Annotated in this window: 15 protein-coding genes, 1 tRNA gene and 1 riboswitch; of the genes, 8 read left to right on the top strand and 8 right to left on the bottom strand. The window is 45.7% G+C overall.

Annotated elements, in window-relative coordinates; all coding sequences use genetic code 11:
• The first annotated feature begins 61 nt into the window (after positions 1-61).
• From dnaG to ACHUFW_RS00540, 4 genes are all read left to right on the top strand, one after another.
• A complete protein-coding gene (gene dnaG, locus ACHUFW_RS00555; RefSeq protein ID WP_394199971.1) occupies positions 62-1,786 on the top strand; it encodes a DNA primase in 1,725 nt (574 codons plus the stop codon).
• 126 nt (positions 1,787-1,912) lie between these two features.
• Positions 1,913-3,751, top strand: coding sequence for an RNA polymerase sigma factor RpoD (gene rpoD, locus ACHUFW_RS00550; RefSeq protein ID WP_394199969.1), 1,839 nt, complete (start codon positions 1,913-1,915; stop codon positions 3,749-3,751).
• Positions 3,752-3,963: 212 nt separating this feature from the next.
• A tRNA-Ile gene (locus tag ACHUFW_RS00545) sits at positions 3,964-4,040 on the top strand.
• A gap of 529 nt (positions 4,041-4,569) precedes the next feature.
• Positions 4,570-5,502 carry a prohibitin family protein gene (locus ACHUFW_RS00540; protein ID WP_394199967.1) on the top strand — a complete coding sequence of 311 codons (933 nt, stop codon included), beginning with the start codon at positions 4,570-4,572 and terminating at the stop codon, positions 5,500-5,502.
• Between the two features lie 47 nt (positions 5,503-5,549).
• Here ACHUFW_RS00540 and ACHUFW_RS00535 read toward each other — a convergent pair whose 3' ends face one another.
• Positions 5,550-6,473 (bottom strand): sulfurtransferase, encoded by a 924-nt coding sequence (locus tag ACHUFW_RS00535; protein ID WP_394199965.1) that lies wholly within the window; start codon positions 6,471-6,473, stop codon positions 5,550-5,552.
• 115 nt (positions 6,474-6,588) lie between these two features.
• On the bottom strand, positions 6,589-6,771 hold the full coding sequence (locus tag ACHUFW_RS00530) for a hypothetical protein (RefSeq protein ID WP_394199963.1): 183 nt from the start codon (positions 6,769-6,771) through the stop codon (positions 6,589-6,591).
• 168 nt (positions 6,772-6,939) lie between these two features.
• Here ACHUFW_RS00530 and ACHUFW_RS00525 point away from each other — a divergent pair, with 168 nt between their 5' ends.
• The gene (locus ACHUFW_RS00525; RefSeq protein WP_394199961.1) at positions 6,940-7,287 is read left to right on the top strand and encodes a DUF3634 family protein; all 348 of its coding nucleotides are present in this window, start codon (positions 6,940-6,942) and stop codon (positions 7,285-7,287) included.
• A gap of 47 nt (positions 7,288-7,334) precedes the next feature.
• Here ACHUFW_RS00525 and ACHUFW_RS00520 read toward each other — a convergent pair whose 3' ends face one another.
• Entirely contained in the window at positions 7,335-8,264 is a 930-nt protein-coding gene (locus tag ACHUFW_RS00520) for a polyprenyl-phosphate transporter (RefSeq protein ID WP_394199959.1), read from the bottom strand.
• Between the two features lie 178 nt (positions 8,265-8,442).
• Here ACHUFW_RS00520 and ACHUFW_RS00515 point away from each other — a divergent pair, with 178 nt between their 5' ends.
• The 3 genes from ACHUFW_RS00515 to ACHUFW_RS00505 all read left to right on the top strand — a co-directional run bounded on the left by ACHUFW_RS00515 (position 8,443) and on the right by ACHUFW_RS00505 (position 10,082).
• Complete coding sequence (locus tag ACHUFW_RS00515) at positions 8,443-8,925, top strand: hotdog fold domain-containing protein (RefSeq protein ID WP_394199957.1); 483 nt, start codon at positions 8,443-8,445, stop codon at positions 8,923-8,925.
• Between the two features lie 108 nt (positions 8,926-9,033).
• Positions 9,034-9,375 carry a DUF1294 domain-containing protein gene (locus ACHUFW_RS00510; RefSeq protein WP_394199955.1) on the top strand — a complete coding sequence of 114 codons (342 nt, stop codon included), beginning with the start codon at positions 9,034-9,036 and terminating at the stop codon, positions 9,373-9,375.
• Between the two features lie 233 nt (positions 9,376-9,608).
• Positions 9,609-10,082, top strand: a complete 474-nt coding sequence (locus tag ACHUFW_RS00505; protein WP_394199953.1) for an FKBP-type peptidyl-prolyl cis-trans isomerase — start codon at positions 9,609-9,611, stop codon at positions 10,080-10,082.
• Between the two features lie 62 nt (positions 10,083-10,144).
• On the opposite strand, the gene ACHUFW_RS00500 is transcribed toward ACHUFW_RS00505, so the two are convergent.
• From ACHUFW_RS00500 to ACHUFW_RS00480, 5 genes are all read right to left on the bottom strand, one after another.
• Positions 10,145-11,848: a glycoside hydrolase family 19 protein gene (locus ACHUFW_RS00500; protein WP_394199951.1), complete on the bottom strand. Its 1,704-nt coding sequence runs from the start codon at positions 11,846-11,848 to the stop codon at positions 10,145-10,147.
• A gap of 215 nt (positions 11,849-12,063) precedes the next feature.
• On the bottom strand, positions 12,064-14,667 hold the full coding sequence (locus ACHUFW_RS00495; protein WP_394199949.1) for a glycosyl hydrolase family 18 protein: 2,604 nt from the start codon (positions 14,665-14,667) through the stop codon (positions 12,064-12,066).
• A gap of 149 nt (positions 14,668-14,816) precedes the next feature.
• Positions 14,817-14,928: riboswitch (cyclic di-GMP riboswitch) on the bottom strand.
• 286 nt (positions 14,929-15,214) lie between these two features.
• Complete coding sequence (locus ACHUFW_RS00490) at positions 15,215-16,432, bottom strand: M24 family metallopeptidase (RefSeq protein WP_394199947.1); 1,218 nt, start codon at positions 16,430-16,432, stop codon at positions 15,215-15,217.
• A gap of 293 nt (positions 16,433-16,725) precedes the next feature.
• Positions 16,726-17,502: an ROK family protein gene (locus tag ACHUFW_RS00485; RefSeq protein WP_394199945.1), complete on the bottom strand. Its 777-nt coding sequence runs from the start codon at positions 17,500-17,502 to the stop codon at positions 16,726-16,728.
• 185 nt (positions 17,503-17,687) lie between these two features.
• On the bottom strand, positions 17,688-18,917 hold the full coding sequence (locus ACHUFW_RS00480) for an MFS transporter (RefSeq protein WP_394199943.1): 1,230 nt from the start codon (positions 18,915-18,917) through the stop codon (positions 17,688-17,690).
• Positions 18,918-18,919: the final 2 nt, after the last annotated feature.

The following is an 18,919-nucleotide window of genomic DNA, read 5'->3' as shown; positions in this document are numbered from 1 at the left end:
GCACGGCTTGTTTGTTTATACTGATTATGTTTTAGCTGCGTTAAGGTGATATTGACGATAAATGGCGATTCCGCGTGATTTTATCAACGAGCTCGTTGCTCGAACCGATATTGTCGATCTTATCGACGCTAAGGTACCGCTCAAAAAAGCAGGTAAAAACCATTCTGCCTGTTGCCCCTTTCATAGTGAAAAGTCACCCTCATTTACCGTCAGTCGAGACAAGCAGTTCTACCACTGTTTTGGTTGCGGCGCCCACGGTAATGCCATTGATTTTGTCATGGAGTATGACCGACTCGACTTTGTCGACGCTATCGAGGAATTGGCAGGACAATTAGGGCTAGAAGTTCCCCGGGAACAAGGCACCGGCAAACGTCGTGATGAAGGTTTGAGTCGAGATCTTTATCAGCTGATGGAAGAAGCGAGCCTGTTTTATCAAAACCAGCTTAAACAACACCCAGACAAACAAAAAGTACTCGACTATTTAGCCCAACGAGGGCTATCAAGTGATGTTGTCGAGCACTTCAATATCGGTTTCTCCCCTGATGCATGGGACGGTTTACTGAGCCGATATCGACAAAACCAAGACTCGCAAAACAAATTACTCACCGCCGGCATGGTGATAGAAAATGATAACGGTAAACGTTATGACCGTTTTCGCGATAGATTGATGTTCCCTATCCGCGACAGACGCGGTCGAGTCATCGGTTTTGGCGGGCGCGTCTTAGGAGACGGTACGCCAAAGTACTTGAATTCTCCAGAAACGCCCATATTTCATAAAGGCCATGAATTATACGGCCTTTATGAATTAAAACAGCGACACCGTGATCCGCAACATGTGCTCATCGTTGAGGGGTATATGGATGTGGTTGCGCTGGCGCAATTTGATGTGGATTATGCAGTGGCTTCACTCGGCACATCCACAACGGCTGAACAATTTCAGTTGCTGCTGCGTACTGCAAAAGAGGTCATTTGCTGTTATGACGGCGACCGAGCAGGCAGTGAAGCGGCGTGGCGAGCACTAGAAACAGCCTTGCCACTGATTAAGCCCGGCGACCAGGTCAAGTTCATGTTCTTACCTGAAGGTGAAGACCCTGACTCATTAGTCAGACAGATAGGTAAAGCAGAGTTTGAGAAATTAGTCGGCAACGCCAAGCTACTTCCTGAGTTTCTCTTTGAAACACTGGCCAGCAAATACGGCACAGATAAAGGCACCTTAGCCAAACAGGCCATGAGCTTAATTGAAAAGGTGCAAGATACAGTTTTACAAAGTTTACTGCTAGAGAACTTAGCCTATAAGTTAGGCATGAATAGTGCTGAAGAGCTCAAACGTAAACTAGGCTTTAAAGGACAAAATGAAAATAAGCCTTTAAAAAATAAAGCGCTGAAAGGACGTGGAACACCAATGCGACTAGCCATTGCATTACTTGTTCAACACCCTAGATTGGGTAAAGGATTACCGCAACAACCAGCACTACAACATCTCAAGATGAACGGTATTGCACTACTGATCAACTTATTAGATATAACTCGCGACACCGAGATAAACAGCGCACAACTACTTGAACAGTTCAGAGGCGATGACCAATTAGCCATGCTGAAGAAATTAACCCAATGGGAACATCAAGTGGCGGATGAGAACTTGGAGCAAGAGTTTAAAAAGGCCCTGGTATGGTTGAACAATCAATATATTGAACAACGCTATCAGGAGCTAAGCTTAAAGCAGAACCATTCTAAAGAAGAGCGGATTCAGCTTCAAAAGCTAATTGCAGTGATGCAAGGTCGATAATAAGACAATTTTTGTCTCAAAATTCGACACTTGCACTAGCACAGCAATCAACACAAGGCTATAATTGACGATTTGCGCGGCAAAATTGCCCGTCGTTGTAACAGTTACCCAACTTGGATGATATCTATGGATCATACTCCGCAGTCGCAACTAAAATTGTTGCTAGCCAAAGGTAAAGAGCAAGGTTATTTAACCTATGCAGAGGTGAACGATCACTTACCTGCAGATATGGTCGATTCCGACCAGATCGAAGATATTATCCAGATGATTAATGACATGGGTATTCGCGTCTATGAACAGGCGCCGGATGCCGATGACATGATGATGTCTGAAGACAGCACCGATGAGGATGCTGCAGAAGAAGCCGCGGCAGCCCTTGCCACGGTAGAAGCTGAACTCGGTCGCACGACTGACCCAGTACGTATGTATATGCGTGAAATGGGTACCGTTGAACTTCTTACTCGTGAAGGCGAAATTGTCATCGCTAAGCGTATTGAAGAAGGCATTAATACTGTTCAAGCCTCTGTGGCTGAATATCCACAAGCGATCGCGATGATCCTTGAGCAGTATGACCGTTACGAAGCTGAAGAAATCAGACTATCTGATATTATCTCTGGATTTGTTGACCCTAATGCTGAAGATGTTGCCCCAACAGCAACACACGTTGGTTCTGAATTATCTGATGAAGATCTTGCTGACGAAGATGATGATGAAGATGATGAAGATGGCGATGAAGATGATGATTCTCCAAAAGGGCCAGACCCTGAGGAAGCGCGCGAGCGTTTCACTCAATTGCGAGAAGCTCATGAACAGGCACTAAGCACCATTGCAGCTAAAGGCCGTGAACACCCAGAATCAACCGGTGCACTATTTGTCATCGGTGAGATTTTCAAAGAGTTCCGTTTAGTTCCAAAGCAGTTTGATCGTCTTGTTAAGAACATGCGCGAAATGATGGACAAAGTCCGTGTACAAGAGCGCTTGATCATGAAGCTTTGCGTTGAGCAAGCTAAGATGCCTAAGAAGGTATTCGTTAAAGTTTATACTTCTAACGAAAGCTCTATCGCTTGGTTCGACGAAGAGATTGCCGCCAACAAGCCTTATAAAGAAGGCTTAGAAATGGTGGAAGAAGATGTCAAACGTTGCCGTGCAAAACTTGATGCCATTGAAGCAGAAACTGGCCTAGCCATTGCGGCAATTAAAGATATCAACCGTCGTATGTCAATCGGTGAAGCGAAAGCACGCCGTGCTAAGAAAGAGATGGTTGAAGCGAACTTACGTCTTGTAATTTCTATCGCTAAGAAATACACCAACCGTGGCCTGCAATTCTTGGATCTCATCCAGGAAGGTAACATTGGTTTGATGAAAGCGGTTGATAAGTTCGAATATCGTCGTGGTTATAAGTTCTCGACCTATGCAACATGGTGGATCCGTCAGGCTATTACGCGTTCTATCGCCGACCAGGCCCGTACTATCCGTATTCCGGTGCATATGATTGAGACCATTAACAAGCTTAACCGTATCTCTCGCCAAATGCTGCAAGAGATGGGTCGCGAGCCTTCACCAGAAGAGCTAGCTGAGCGCATGTTAATGCCAGAAGATAAGATCCGCAAAGTCTTGAAGATTGCTAAAGAGCCAATCTCAATGGAAACCCCTATCGGCGATGATGAAGATTCGCACTTAGGTGATTTCATCGAGGATACTACCCTCGAGTTGCCATTAGACTCTGCCACTGGCGAAAGCTTGAAGAACGCTACTCACGAAGTACTTGCAGGCCTAACTGCCCGTGAAGCAAAAGTACTGCGTATGCGTTTCGGTATCGACATGAACACTGACCACACCTTAGAAGAAGTGGGCAAACAGTTTGATGTGACCCGTGAGCGTATTCGTCAGATTGAAGCTAAAGCACTGCGTAAATTACGTCATCCATCACGCTCAGAGATCCTTAAGTCGTTCCTAGACGAATAAGACTTTTTGATGATAAAGATGATGCTTTAAGCAAAAAAGCCAACCACTGAGGTTGGCTTTTTTATTTTTGCAGTCACAAAAGCAATGACAGATTGAACAACAGATAAGCAGTTGAAATCAAAGTTGGCTTTTGATGGGAAAACACAGGTGACAAGCGCTTTTAAACCTCGTATACTTCTCTGCGCTTTCGGTAGTGACGACTACCTTAAGTCGGCCCCTTAGCTCAGTTGGTTAGAGCATACGACTCATAATCGTCAGGTCCCCAGTTCGAGTCTGGGAGGGGCCACCAATTTTGAATAGCCGCTTAGAGAAATCTAAGCGGCTTTTTCATGCCTGAAATTCAAGTTCTCCCATATATATCACTCATAATCGTCAGCTTATGTACTCACAGTTCGAGTCTGGGAGGGCCACCAATTTAAACAGAAAAGCCTGCATTAACCTGCGGGCTTTTTTGTGTCTGAAGTTCTAGTTCCGCCCTAGTCTGTAAAGCACTCATAATCGTCAGCTCATGTACTCACAGTTCGAGTCTGGGAGGGCCAGCAAATTTTCTTCTTAAATGAACGGTGATGAGCCGCTTGGCGCAATCTAAGCCGCTTTTTCATCTGTGGATTTTGGCTCACTATTGGCTTAAATAACTTGATATCAAGCGCAAGCAGACATGATGCAAGTAAAATACTGATATCAAGCGTTAACCTATTGCCTTCAGCACAAATTGAATATTCTATAAAAATCAATCATATTGACTAATCCATTTGATGAGTTAGGATCCGTTACCAGTAAGCGCTTAGCTAACGGAAACATAATTACAGGGAAATCAAATGGACTTATTGAACAAAAACAATGCGCCACAAGTCATCAGTAAAAAAGGCAAAGGAGCCGCTGTTGGTATCGTTGGTGCATTAGCAGCCATCACAGTACTATTTCAAACTCTCTACACGGTAGATGAAGGCCATGTTGGCATCATCAAGCGTTTCGGCGAGGCCACTGAGCAGGTCAATCCTGGCCTACATGTAAAAATACCTTTTGTCGATAAAGTTGAAGTATTAGAAATTCGCACGCGTAAAAACTCCGAAAAGCTCAATGCTTCAACCCATGAGCAGATGCCCGTGACTGCTGAAGTCTCAATTAACTGGACAGTCAATCGCGACCAAGCATTTGACCTATTTAAAAGTTACGGCGGTCTCAGCCAGTTTGAGTCGCGTATCTTAGATCCTAAATTACGCTCAGCCGCCAAAGATGCCCTTGCCCGCTATAAAGCGGAAGAGATCATTCAAAACCGTGGCCAAGTGATCGCCCAAATTGAAGATGTACTCATCGAAGAGATGAAAGCCTATCCAGTCAAACTTGACTCTGCGCAACTTGAAAACCTCGGTTTACCACAGAAATACATTCAGTCGATTGAAACTAAGCAAACAGAGAAAAACTTAGCGGCGGCAGAAAAGCATCGTTTAGAGCGTCAAAACCTCGAAGCCCAGCGAGAAGTAAATACCGCAAACGCAAAACGTGATGCAGCAAAAGCCACTGCTGACGGTAAAGCCTATGCGATTCAAACCGAAGCGATTGCAGAAGCTGAAGCCATTCGTCTTAAGGGCCTTGCTGAAGCAGAAGCGATTCAGAAAAAAGCCGAAGCACTGCGCGAGTCACAAACCTTAGTTGATTATGTCCGGGCGCAGCAATGGAATGGGCAGATGCCAACCACAGTGATGGGCAGTGACCAAAGTATTCTATGGAATATGGACGCGAAAAAGTAACTTGCCTAACGAGGCACTTTAACCAACTAAAGTGCCTCGCTTTGAGCTTAGTCAGTCACAACCGGTAAGTCTTCTCGACTGCCCCACTGCGCCCAAGATCCATCATACAAACTCAATGGTTGTAAACCGGCGACCTTCGCCGCGAGTAAACCGATACAAGCCGTAATACCGGAACCGCAACTAAACACCACAGGTTGATGACTCGTTACCCTAGCAGTCGCAAACAACGATTGCAGCTCATCACAAGTTTTCAATCTATGGCCAGATAAAAACTGCGCAAAGGGAATATTGATAGCGGTCGGCATATGGCCACTGCGCACACCTGGGCGCGGCTCCTGAGCGATACCAGCAAAGCGTTCATGGGCTCTAACGTCAATCACCTGTACTGAGTGATTAGTTATTGCCGCATTAAGCTGCTCTGCACTCATCACACTGTTACTCGCTAGTTGATAGGTATTTAGTTGATAGGTATTTAGTTGATAGGTATTTAGTTGATAGCTATTTAGCTGATAGCTATTACGTTGCTCATGAGGCACTGACTTAATGGGACCATCATCATAGCGGCAATACTGCGTCTCACAGGCTTGTTTAGCACTTAGCCACTGGGGTAATCCGCCATCTAAAACATACACCTTTTCAAACCCCATCGCCTTAAAAATCCACCAAGCTCGCGGCGCACTGTAAATGCCTTGATTATCATATAGCACCACTTGGCTGCTTGCTGTAATGCCCAAACCGGCGATAACTTCACTAAATTGAGCGGCGCTCGGCATAGCGTGCAACATGTCACTCTCAAGGTTAACCAGTTGCGTCTCTAGACTGAGCTTTAACGCGCCTGGGATACAGCGAAATTCATCATAAATTATCGGCTCTTTGCCAATAACCTTATCCATACTGACATCCAACACCAACAAGTTTGGCTTACCCAGTTGGCTTACTAACCAATCCACTGATACTAAGCAACTGCTCACCGTCTGCTCCCTAACCAATATAATCCACTCATGATTGACCTAGCTTACCCACAATCGCGATCAATTGAACCTAAAAAAACCGCCAATTGGCGGTTTTTAATCTGTGAGTCATCACTTATTTGATATCAAATAACTTAGGTTTTACCCCATTGACGATCTGCTGTTCAAGTCGGCGCCAACTGAGTCCTAAATTGGCATGTTGTTCTCTACGCTCAGGAAAGGTTTCGGAAAGGCTTTCAATTAATTCGGCTTGATCATGGCAAAGCTTTGCCCATTTCTGTGCATTTGATAAATACATAATGTCTTCCTTAACTGGTATGTAAGACCGCAATTTTGTTCCGTACAAAATTCAGTCTAGTCAGGGTTCACAAAAAATTCAAACTTAAAAACATGATCTATGCTACTACCCAATTTCCGTTAGCCAGAGTATCTTTACCTTAAGAGCTAGTTGATAAGGGAATAACATATGTCACCAACCGTGTATAAAGTCTTATTTATTCTGCTGGGTTTGTTTCTGGCGTATAAACTCATTTTTGCAGGCAAAAAAGGCCTAACCATTTTTGAGCTGCACTTTAAAGATGGCCGCTTAGACCGGCATAAAGGCAAGATCCCAGAAAAGTTTCAGCGTGATTGTCGCGCGCTGGCCAAATCAGAAAAGTTAACCGGATTAGTCCGTGCAGAAAAACGCAATGGTGCAGTAAGGTTACATGTTTCGGCTAACATTGGTGACGACATTACCCAGCGTATTCGCAATATTTTTCCCTTTGAATACTATGATAAGAAGACCGTCGACAATAGCCGTCAGGCAGGTTGACCATCAAAAAAGCCTAACACGTTGTTAGGCTTTTTTGATTACATAAGTTAGCTGCTACTGACTTGCTGGCGAGAAGCAAAACGCTCTAGTCCCCAAACCAATGCGATGCCGACACACATAGCGACAATCGCAGCAATTAACTGAGCACTTTGTCCGGTCAATTGCTCAAAAGCCATCGGACTTAAGTTGGCTTCTTGCAGCGGCACTTGCTCGCCAGATGAGTTTTCTCGCCAGCTCAACACTTGCTTCCATGGCCAAATTTTACCTAAAGTCCCCAGCATCAAACCGGTCAAAAACACTAAGGTTTCATCATGGAAACGTTTTAACAGCGCACTCAATAAGTGACTAAAACTCAATAGGCCGACAATACACCCAAGGCAAAATATCGCCAACACAATGATATCGAAGCTCTTAACGGCGCCAATCACTGAGGTATACATTCCCAGTAATAACAGAATAAAGCTACCTGAAATCCCCGGTAATAGCATGGCGCAAATGGCAATACAGCCGGCAAAAAAGATGTTGATATAGCTCATCTCTAGGGCTATCGGATTCAGCACCGTGATCCCCCACGCGAAAACAACGCCAATACTAAACAACAGCCCCCGAACCCAAGTAAACCCTTTGACCTGCCTGAGCATATGCACCACAGAAATCAAAATTAAGCCGAAGAAAAACGACCAAACGGGGATCGGATAATGAGTCAATAGATAAGAGATCAATTTTGATAGCGTAAAAATACTGGTTAATATGCCACCAAATACCGCCACCAGAAATGGACCATTAATATACTCAAAGGCCCCTTTGACCCCTTGCGACTTAATGACCTTAAACAAACTAGGATTAATTCGTTTAATACTTTCAATTAGGGTGTCTAAAATACCAGTAATAAACGCAATAGTGCCACCTGATACGCCCGGAACCACATCAGCAGCTCCCATAGCCATTCCTTTAAAATAGGTTAGCAAATACTTCACTTTTCGCCCTTAGGGTTATGTTAATCCCGCAAATTGTACCTTGTGCACCGTGAAAGGAAAGTGAACTTTGCTTCATCGGCAACCATCAGGACACGACCAAACAACAATATCACTCGCCTTGTTGTTAAAATGGTGTAAACTCATCCGACCAGAACAAAAAATAACAATGGGACAAACAATGAGCCAAAGTAACAATCACACCACCAAAGTCATGGCACTGTACAATAAAGTGACCCGCCTGCCATGGGGACACAAGATTTTCTCTATCATGGTGTCGAGAATGGCGCCCTACTTTGCCACGATTAAGCCGTTAATTACCGAGCTAAAACCTAACTACTGTGAATGTAAAATCACCAAAGGTAAACGGGTTCACAACCATATAAAAACTGTACATGTCATCGCAATATGCAACGGCTTAGAAATGGCCATGGGTGTAATGGCTGAAGCATCAATTCCAGCGCATTTACGCTGGATCCCTAAAGGCATGAGCGTCGATTACACGGCCAAAGCGGGAACTGACATTCGTTGCGTTGCCGAAGTCACGCCAGACCAATGGCAAGAGGGAGACATGCTCGTTAAAGTGACCGCTTATGACACCAATAATACTGTGGTGGTAGCTGGTCACATCAAGTTATGGATCTCTGCCAAGCCGAGTAAATAATCAAAACAGTCACTAACAACACTTTATTTGACAGATAACTTCACATAGGCGATCTGGACGATATACCATGGGGCATCCTAGGACTCACTGGCATCAAGTAATCCTGATATGTCCCTAAAATTATTGCTCGTATTAGCTTTCATTGTGCTGATACTCATTGGCGGAATTAATCAGCAAATTCCGCTAACTCTGCTCTATATTTATCTTGCCGCTAGCGCAGTCACGTTCTTGGTTTACGCATGGGATAAGTCTGTCGCAAGAAAAGGCCATTGGCGGGTTAAAGAGCGTCACCTTCATCTACTGGCTTTTGCTTGCGGCTGGCCAGGCGCACTAGTGGCACAGTCTATATTGCGGCATAAATCGCAAAAGCGCCCCTTTCGGCTGGTGCTAGCTCTGGTTGTCATCACTAACCTGATCCTATTGGGGTTACTCTTATCGCTACCCGCTTAAACAGGCCTTAGCCTAACTCAGCCTAATTACTGGGTACGCAAATTAAGTCATTGAACTAATTCACTTGTGGCTAGCGGACAAACTCAATTTGTCACTATGCTGATAGAGGGTGAAATAAGCGTGGTCAGGCTGTAGCCTAAATGTCATTAACTTGCCTCCATGGGGGCTTTTATTTGCCTAACCATAGAGATTGGTTATGATAGTGTTTCTATTTCAAAGATAAGACTAAATTAATGAAAGTATTACTTGCTGTCGTCGTGTTTGCCGGCGTCATTTTTTATTTTTTCAACTCAATGAATAACCAAAAAGTTGCCAAGGAAAATATTGCGCTAGGCAATGCATTTCTTGCAGAAAACAAAAACAAAGAAGGCGTAGTAGAAACCTTATCTGGACTGCAATATAAAGTCCTTCATAAAGGTGATGGCGAGCGTCACCCAAAAGCCACGGATACTGTGACAGTGCACTACCATGGCACCTTAATTGATGGCACAGTATTCGATAGCTCAGTTGAGCGTAACGAACCCATTGCCTTCCCATTAAATCGCGTCATTAAAGGTTGGACCGAAGGTGTACAGTTAATGGTTGAAGGCGAGAAAACCCGCTTCTTTATTCCTAGCAGCCTTGCCTACGGCAATCGCAATGCAGGTAAAATTGCCGGTGGTTCAGTGCTGATATTTGATGTCGAGCTGATTAGTATCGACGACTAAGCTAAAGGTTGTCTCAAATAAAAAATGCGCCTACCACGGCGCATTTTTTTCATCTATATCCACTACTTTGCAATCCACGCATCTTGCCATGCGACGCCAACACCAGGCTCGTAAGCCCAAGCGGCACCGCCACACCAAGCGGTGTAAGGAAAGGGTTTGCATTGATATACGCCACCAGCATTTGTGACCAAATCGCCATCAATATAAGCAGTCCCAGCTTGGTAAGCAGCAATACCATCTGGCGGGGTCACCACATCCACGTTAACGCTAATGCGATGAGTGACGCTGTCAGTTAAGCCCTCCGCATCAGTCACCGTAACACTCACCAACACCTCGGCAGTTTGCGTCAATGTCGGCAAGGTTAAGTTCAAACTCGCCTCATCAACACGATCGGCACTGGCGCCCTGCGGAATTTGCCACAAATAGCTCAGCACTGATTGCTCAGGATCGCTAGACTGCGCTGCTGACAATTGAATTAGCGCGCCACTTTCCCCGCTTACAGGACCACTAATCTTCGCTATTGGCGGTTGATTGATTGGATCAGTTGGATCGGTTGGTTCACCGCTGTCCTCAATCACTACTTCAGGAAAAAAGTGCTGTAAACATTGGCCGTAATCACCCGCCTTAAAGGCACTAAAACGAGTTTGATAGCCGACTAACTTACACGCATAGCTTTTGCCGCCATTGGGATTGCCCGGGATATAAGACCAATCTTGCTCCCAATAGATTGCCATCGCCCCCGCCCCTTGAGTATCAAAGGGTTTCATTGATTTACACCCCAGCTGTTCATCAGCTGCAATAGGCACGCCTAGGTACTGGGCAATGGATTGATAATAGCTAATGCGATTGACTGACTGCGGCTTCTCGCTACCCGCACCACACTCAATACCACCATTGATTATGTGGGTGGTGAGACCAAAGCCCGGCGTTAGCCCAAGGCTTAAATCATGGTCATTAGGCTGCCATGTGCCATCAATAACATGCAACATTGATGCTTTAGGAGGCTGCGGATAAGTAAAGAAAAACACCGCACTGGCTAGGTTAAGCCATGTATCGGCCACCTTTTCTGGGTTGTTAAGTAACACGCTCACATCGCCAAACATGGCGTCTGAAAACGGTCCATAGTTGTAGTTATAAGACAGCTGCTTAGCGCCTCGACCAAAGTAACTTTTATAGCTGCCATCACTAAAGGTGCCGCACGGCCATTGCTGCCCTTGCCAAGTATCAGGGTTACACTCCATGTTATAACCACCACGCTTGGTTTCATCCCAGCCTACTTCACGCACCCAATACAAACCTTGGCGCCATTCGGGCTCACTACGATACTGATCATGAGCACCGGTTTCCTGAGCAAAATGAGCAAACATAGTTGCCAATGACTTACGACAGATTGCATCGCTATCGCGGCCATCGGTATAAGTACCACAAAGCGCAGGAAACTTTGCCGCCGCTTGCAATAAGCCTTGATAGGTATACTCAGGCGCACGCACAGCAAACAAAAACTCAAATTGAGCCTCAGTTAATATCGACTCTAGGCGTTTAACGTTGTCTGGATTATTGGCGTTGAGGGGAGTCACAGCCTCCACAATAGCGTTGTCTCTGGTGGCGATGGAGGCTTTAACCGCTTTCATTAGTGGAAAGTCAGTCAGCTGATTTTCTTTAGCTGTTACTTCAGCTTGGGTCAGTACCACAGGCTCCGCTGCCAACAGCGAGGAACTCGATAGCGCGGCTAAGCTCGACAACAGCATTGTCAATGAAGATCTCATAATGGAATACTCCAATTAAAGCGCGTTGACTTTTTGAGCGGGTTCTTAAAGTAGTGTGGGCTCTTTATACAAGGTGGAGGCTTTGATACCTCCTTGCCCTACTTGATACTAGAAAGGGGCCACAAACCCTACCCGAAGGATCAACACTCTCTACTAATCATAAGAAAACTGCGCCAATGAACGGCATTGGCGCAGCTGTTGACTCAAGCTATGGGTTAATTTGCCGGACCAATATCTGTCCAAACATCCGCGACACCAGGCTCTTCACCTTTTGTCCACCATTTGGCTTGCCAGCTACGACCATTATGGGTTGTGGTATCCCCGCCGTTATAGACAACATTGGCATTCCAGCCCATTTCAACGCTGCTGACCAATGCCCAAGCGTCAGCAGTTAATGTAGGCTCATTACCTTGAGTCCAATACTTAGCCCGCCATACCAAACAGTTATGACTTACTGTATCGCCACCGGTATATACCGTACTGGCATCCCAAGCAGGATGATTCGGCGCATCAGGGTCGCTAGTATCACACCCGCCAGTGTTGCCCGCCTTAACGGTTAATACAGTTTGTGCGCTGGTATCTAATGCACCGTCTGACACCAATAACGTTAGGGTATAGTTACTATCTGTGGTCACGTTAGGTGCAGTGACATTTAGCGTAGCCGTGTTTGCGCCGCTAACCACTAAACCTGCAGGCACTGACCAGCTGTAGGTTAGCGGATCGCCATCAGGATCTGTTGCCGTAGCGCTAATACTCACACTTTGTCCTGAGTTAACACTCGCTGTGGCAGCCAAATCAACTTCAGGTGCGCGATTGCTTTGCTCTGCAACATGGTTAACCACAGTACTGGCTACCGAGGACAAGCCTTCGGGGTCGGTCACTGTGAGGCTAAAGCCATATTGGGTATCGACATCAGTGGCAGTTAATGCAAAACTTGCAGTGGCTAAGTCGGCATTAACTAAGGTCACAGCAGGGCCTGATGTTTGTTGCCAAGCATAGGTTAGTGCCTTGTTTTCCGGATCACGTGACAAGCTACCATCTAAGTTAACATCGACGCTGCCAGTAACGGTTTGGGCACTGCCAGCATTAGCAATTGGTGCTTTATTAACAGGTGGGTTAGTCCCTTCACCGTGACCTAAGCCTTCATGCATCGCATTGAGAATATCACCGTTATCTGCATCAATTTCCCAAGCAAACAGACCACCTAACTGGTTGGCAGTCACATATTGGCCTTTAGCAGTGACAGAGCGAGGGTCATCATAGGTGATCAAGTCACCGGTTGATGCTTTAAACACATAAGGGGCTTCAGCAACCTCATCATATTGATACTCCCAACCCGCGCCTAAGTATTCGTTAACGATTTGGCGGTAATCCACCACACCATCTTCCCAAGTACCTTTCACTTTACCAGTCGCAGTGCCGGTAAACGGATTATTACCTTGGTAACCACTCACGCCAGTCCAGCCGCGGCCATACATTGCAGCGCCTAAGACGATTTTACCTGGGGTGACACCTTGAGCCAGCAACGCATTAACCCCTAAATCAGCAGTATTTTTAGTATCAGGATCCCAGCTTGCGGCATACAAGGCAGTTTGATGGTTCAAATCGGTATTAGACCAGCCACCGTAAAAGTCATAGGTCATTAAAAAGATATAATCCATGTACTGCTGAGCGGCTTGGTAATCCACCATGGCAATCTTTGAGCGGCCAGCACTGATTGCAGAGGACAGCTCATAGCTTCGTCCCGTTTCAGCCGATAACTCATCGAGCATCGCGCGTAGCTCTTTCATCAGTAACACATAGGTTTCACCATCATTGACCGGATCGCCTAAATCAGGGTTGGCACCCGCACCACCAGGGAACTCCCAGTCAATGTCGACACCGTCGAAGAACTTCCACGTTTGTAGAAACTCTTTCACCGATGCCACAAAGCGATCGCGCTTAACTTTATCACCCAAAAAGTAGAAAGGATCAGACAGGGTCCAACCGCCAACTGATGGCAATATCTTCAGATCCGGATAAGCTTGCTTAAGCGCCATTAGCTGGCCGAAGTTACCCTTGTAAGGATCGCCGTATTCACTCACCCCGCTTTGGGGCATTTGCAATGCTGCCCATGGATCATGAATTGCAACTTTAAAATCTTCTCGGCCACTACAAGCGCGTTGTAAAGCCTGGAAGCTACCTTCAATTTCTTTAAGGCTATCGTTAATGCCATCGCCGCCACATATTGGAGTAAATCCATATAGTAGGTGGGTCAGGTTTTGTGCGGGAATTTTATCCACAGGGAATTTACGGCCATACACCCCCCACTCAACAAAGTAAGCCCCTACCACTTTGCCAGACTTGTTCACATAGGGTTTATTGTTCTCTTGCAGCGGCGTTTGCAGTGGTGCTAAATGGCTACCATCGGTATCAGCCACCACAATTTCTTTAGCGTCACTTTGGGTACAACCATTGGCGTTACACAACTCCACTTGCATTTGATAACGACCGCCTTGGCTAACATCAAATACCGCATTGCCAGAGGCATTTGATGGACCAGTCCATACCGTGACACCATCGAGCAAGACATTGGCGGTATCGCCGACATCACCACTCCAAAGGTTCCAGTTTACTTCAACACTGGCAGCATCTTTAACCGTCACCAGTTGCTCATAAGCAGTGGCTGATTGGCTGACTTCAATAATGGCAAAATTGGTTTCTCCCCAGCCAATTGTGGGCTTACCGGGGGCGTTCGCGTAGGCGGCACTGGACAGCACCGACGTGACGAGCACAGCACAAAGGCTTGGCATCGCCAGCATAGGTTTAGCGTTAAACATAGGGTAATAATCCTTATTTCTAATTTTTATTAGCAATAAGGCAAACAAAGCGATAACAGAATACAAATCTGCTCTTAAGACCATAACGCCCACGTTTAGATGACCTTTGCGGTTCTTAACCAAACATGAACAATTACGAAGAAACTTTCTGTGGCAGCTTAGGTACGTCGATATAGCTCAATAGTGCGACCCTATTGACTATATTCCCCTTAGACCAATAGCTTTGCATGCCAATTTTTCAATTGGTTGCCTTCCACTTTAAATTGATGACAACGCTGTCATCGATAATTAGCATAGACCCGACATTCACAAAAATGCAATAGATTATTTTATAAAAATTGGTACTGACGTGAATATATGGTCACATTAAAGCGCCATAAGTGCATGTTTAAGCATAAAATGCTACTAAAATTTATCGTGCTTTACCTTGTAAGAAAAACATAAAAAAAGCGACAAGAATCAAATTCCTGTCGCTTTTAATACATAAGCAAAAGCTCAGGTTAAGTTTTCACAACCTAACCTAAAGTAGCATGACTACTCCAACCAGTTAAGCTTGGTAACCAAAAGGATCATCAATCGAGTGCGCCGGCTTGGTAAACCATTTAGGGCCGTTGTCGGTCATGTAGAAGTGATCTTCATGACGGACGCCAAATTCACCGGGGACACACAACATCGGCTCGTTACTAAAACACATGCCCGCCGCCAACGGAGTATGATCATTGAGAACCAAATAAGGCCACTCATGAATATCAAGGCCGACACCATGGCCAGTGCGATGAGGCAAGCCTGGAATATCGTATCCTGGACCAAAACCTGCAGCTTCCAGCACCACTCTTGCCGCTTTATCGACATCAGCACAGGGCGTACCAATTTGTGCGGCATTAAATGCGGCAATTTGCGCATCTTGCTCATGCTGCCAAAGTTCACGTTGGCGTGCGCTAGGTGTGCCAAACACATAAGTTCGGGTGATGTCCGAATTATACCCTTGCACCTGACATCCGGTGTCGATCAATACCGTGTCATTAAGCTCTAGTGCCTTAGGAGATTTCACGCCATGGGGATAAGCACTATCTTCACCAAATAGCACGATACAGAAATAGGAACCCGCTGGCGCCCCAACTGCAATATGAGCCTGATTAATAAAGCTTTCTACTTCAGCAACGGTAATGCCTTCACGCAAGATACGCGCAGCCGCTTTTTGCACCTCTAACGTCATATCTTTAGCACGTTGCAGCAGGCTTAATTCAGTAGCTGATTTAATGGTGCGGCAGCCAGCAGTCACAGGCTTGGCATTAACGTACTGGTACTGCTGATGGGCTTGACGCAGACCATCAAAAATAAAGAATGCCGCCGACTCATCGATACCGACAACCCCAGCACTGATACCCATAGCGGCAATCACCTCACCACACAGTGCATAGGGGCTTTCGTCTTCCTGCCAGGTGTTGACTTTACCTTTGATCACCATAAAGCCTTCTAAGGTATCAAGCTCAAAAGCTGGCGCAATGTACTCTAGCTCACCCTGTGCAGGTAAGATTGCGCCTACCATACGCTCGCTTGCATACCAGCGTGTGCCCGTGAAATAGTAAAGGTTAGTACCTGCATTAAGGTAAACGGCATCAATGCCCTGAGACTGCATAATACTTTGCGCTTTAGCAATACGTTGACGAAATTCTTGTTCGGTAATCGCCGTTACACCTTGGGTCATATCGGTGAGTTTTGCTAATTCTATTTCTGCGGTTGAGCCGCCTACACCTAGGGTCATTTCATTGCCTCGCACGGGTCTGGAGATGGTTCGCTAATTTGCGATATCGAGTTATTTTTAGGAAGGAGATATGACTTATTCAGCGCCAAAACTAACACAAGAGCTAACACCAGTACTTACGTCAGAACCAAGGCCAAAACTAGCGCAAAAGCTACTGTCACACACTGCCCACCTTTTATTGCTGCTCATTTTTAGCATAAAGTATACATTCATGCAGTAGAAAAATATTCAAACTGACTTTCAAGCAACAAAAAACGGCGCCTAAGCGCCGTTTTTTACTCCACTGACCGGAGCTATGCTTTGCTGTCCAATAACACGCTAAGCCCTCTACACACCAAGGTTTCCATATCATCCACCCGGCCAATTTGCGCTTCGCTAAGTGGATCCGGTAACGCCATTTCATTAAGCGCGTTAATACAGCCTTTGTAATAGTCTGGGTTATTCATCATGCCGCCCGCTAGCCAAATGCGATTAGGGTTAAACATATTGATTGCCCAAGCTAAACCCATACCTAAATAACTGCCGGCACGATGCAACTGAGCGGGTGACTTTAAACCTCGGGTGCGGATCGAGTCGCCGCTGGCTAGTTGCTCTAAGCTAAACTCTCCTGACTCTGTCATCACTCGGCAATGTCCAAGCTCACCCGCAAGCCCACTAGCACCAAAAAATGGTTGACCGTTTAGGGCGATAGACATACCAATACCGGTACCTGCCATCACCAACAGTTCACTGGTATGTTTAGGGTCACATATCGCTTGCATACCAGCGTCAATGTCGTTAAACAGAGTAATTTGTCGAGCCTTAGTATTGAGCTTGTCTGCGGTTAAACCATTTAGACAAGGTAACGATTTGCTCGCAAGTAAAGTGTTGTGCTTGACTAAGCCAGGTAATGCGATACCTAGCTGGTAATCTTGCAAGCCATAATCACTTTCCAATTCGGCTAATTGTTGATTTAAAATCGCAACATCAAAGCCTTCACCGGTTAAGATTTTGTATTGCTCGGTACGACCATCAAAACTTAACTGAAATAAAGCTTTGGTACCACCTATATCAACGGTAATCTTCTGCATAATTTACCCCAAATACCGCCATCCTTGAGCGTGATTATTATCTTATTTGTGTTGCGGCGATGTTACCACAAATCCGCGTATTTTTCGCTATGAATTATTCAGCTAACTTATGGCAGAAAAATGGCTAAAATCGCATAAAATAAGCAGCTTAAGTAACATCAACTAAGATATTATCTAAGATAACGTCACTTTTTGATGCAATTGGCTTTCTCAGCATAGTTTTGGCTTAAATAATAGCGCTGCCAAGCCATCATCAACATATGCAACGCGATAAACGGCACACAACTAATTAGCAATACTTTCCAGCCGAGCATATGAATAACCCAACCCGCACTTAAAGAAGCAACCGCTTGCGAGCCAAATACAAACGAGTCATTAAAAGACTGCATGGTGTATTTCTCTTCTGGCCGATAAAACTTTGGCAGTAGCACAGTGCCCGACACAAATAGGAAGTTCCAACCTAGCCCTAATAACACTAACGCCACCCAATAATTAAGTAGCTCAGCCCCCATCAAGGCAACCACAATGGTAAATAGATAAGCCGCTAACCCCAGCAGCATCATTTTCGATGTGCCCCATTTAGCAATCAAATAGCCACTAAACAAAGAAGGTAGATACATGGCAATGATATGACTCTGAATCACCCACTTGGTGTCAGCCAACGAGTGATGTTCAATATGATGCATATGCAGTGGTGTGGCGGTCATGACAAAGCTCATTAGCGCATAACCGATTGTCGAAGCCGATATCGCCACCCAAATCCCAGGATTCATCAATAACTGCTTTAGCGGCCGTGGAGCGGGCAAATCAGCATTAACCTTAACTTTGGCCTCAGCGTTGACTGCCGTTTCACTGTGTTGATGTTTATCATCAAACCCCATCAAGGTCACTGCAGCACCGATACTTACCAAGGTTAAAAACAAGAATGTCCCAACATAAGGTAGGCTAACGAGTTCATTACCTAGTACCGCGAGCTCCGGCCCAACAAAAGCAGCCACTAAGCCACCGATTAACACCCGTGATGCGGCTTTGGGGGCCAAGTCTGCGCTAACTGACTCCATCGCTGCAAAGCGATATTGCTGCACCACGGCCCCTGCGGTTCCTAACATAAATCCACTGGCACAAAATAAGCTAAACCATTGCAGTTGCGTTGCCAAAGCGGCAACGATACCTGAGATGGCAGCCCACAGCGCCCCTGCAATGAATACCTTTTTGCGACCAAAGCGACGCATCAACCGGCTAACAGGCAACACCGACACTGCTACCCCAATAATCATTGAAGCAATCGGCAAGGTGGCCAAGCTTTCACTAGGCGCCAGTTGCGCACCAATAATCCCCCCTAATAGCACCATCATCGGCGTTGCACTCATGGCAAACGCTTGAGCTATCGTCAGTATCCATACATTTCTAACCATGG

The organism is Shewanella waksmanii (assembly GCF_043643685.1).
GTDB lineage: Bacteria > Pseudomonadota > Gammaproteobacteria > Enterobacterales > Shewanellaceae > Shewanella > Shewanella waksmanii_A.
The sequence above is the reverse complement of the archived record's forward strand: the minus strand, read 5'-3'. Positions and strand labels throughout refer to the sequence as shown.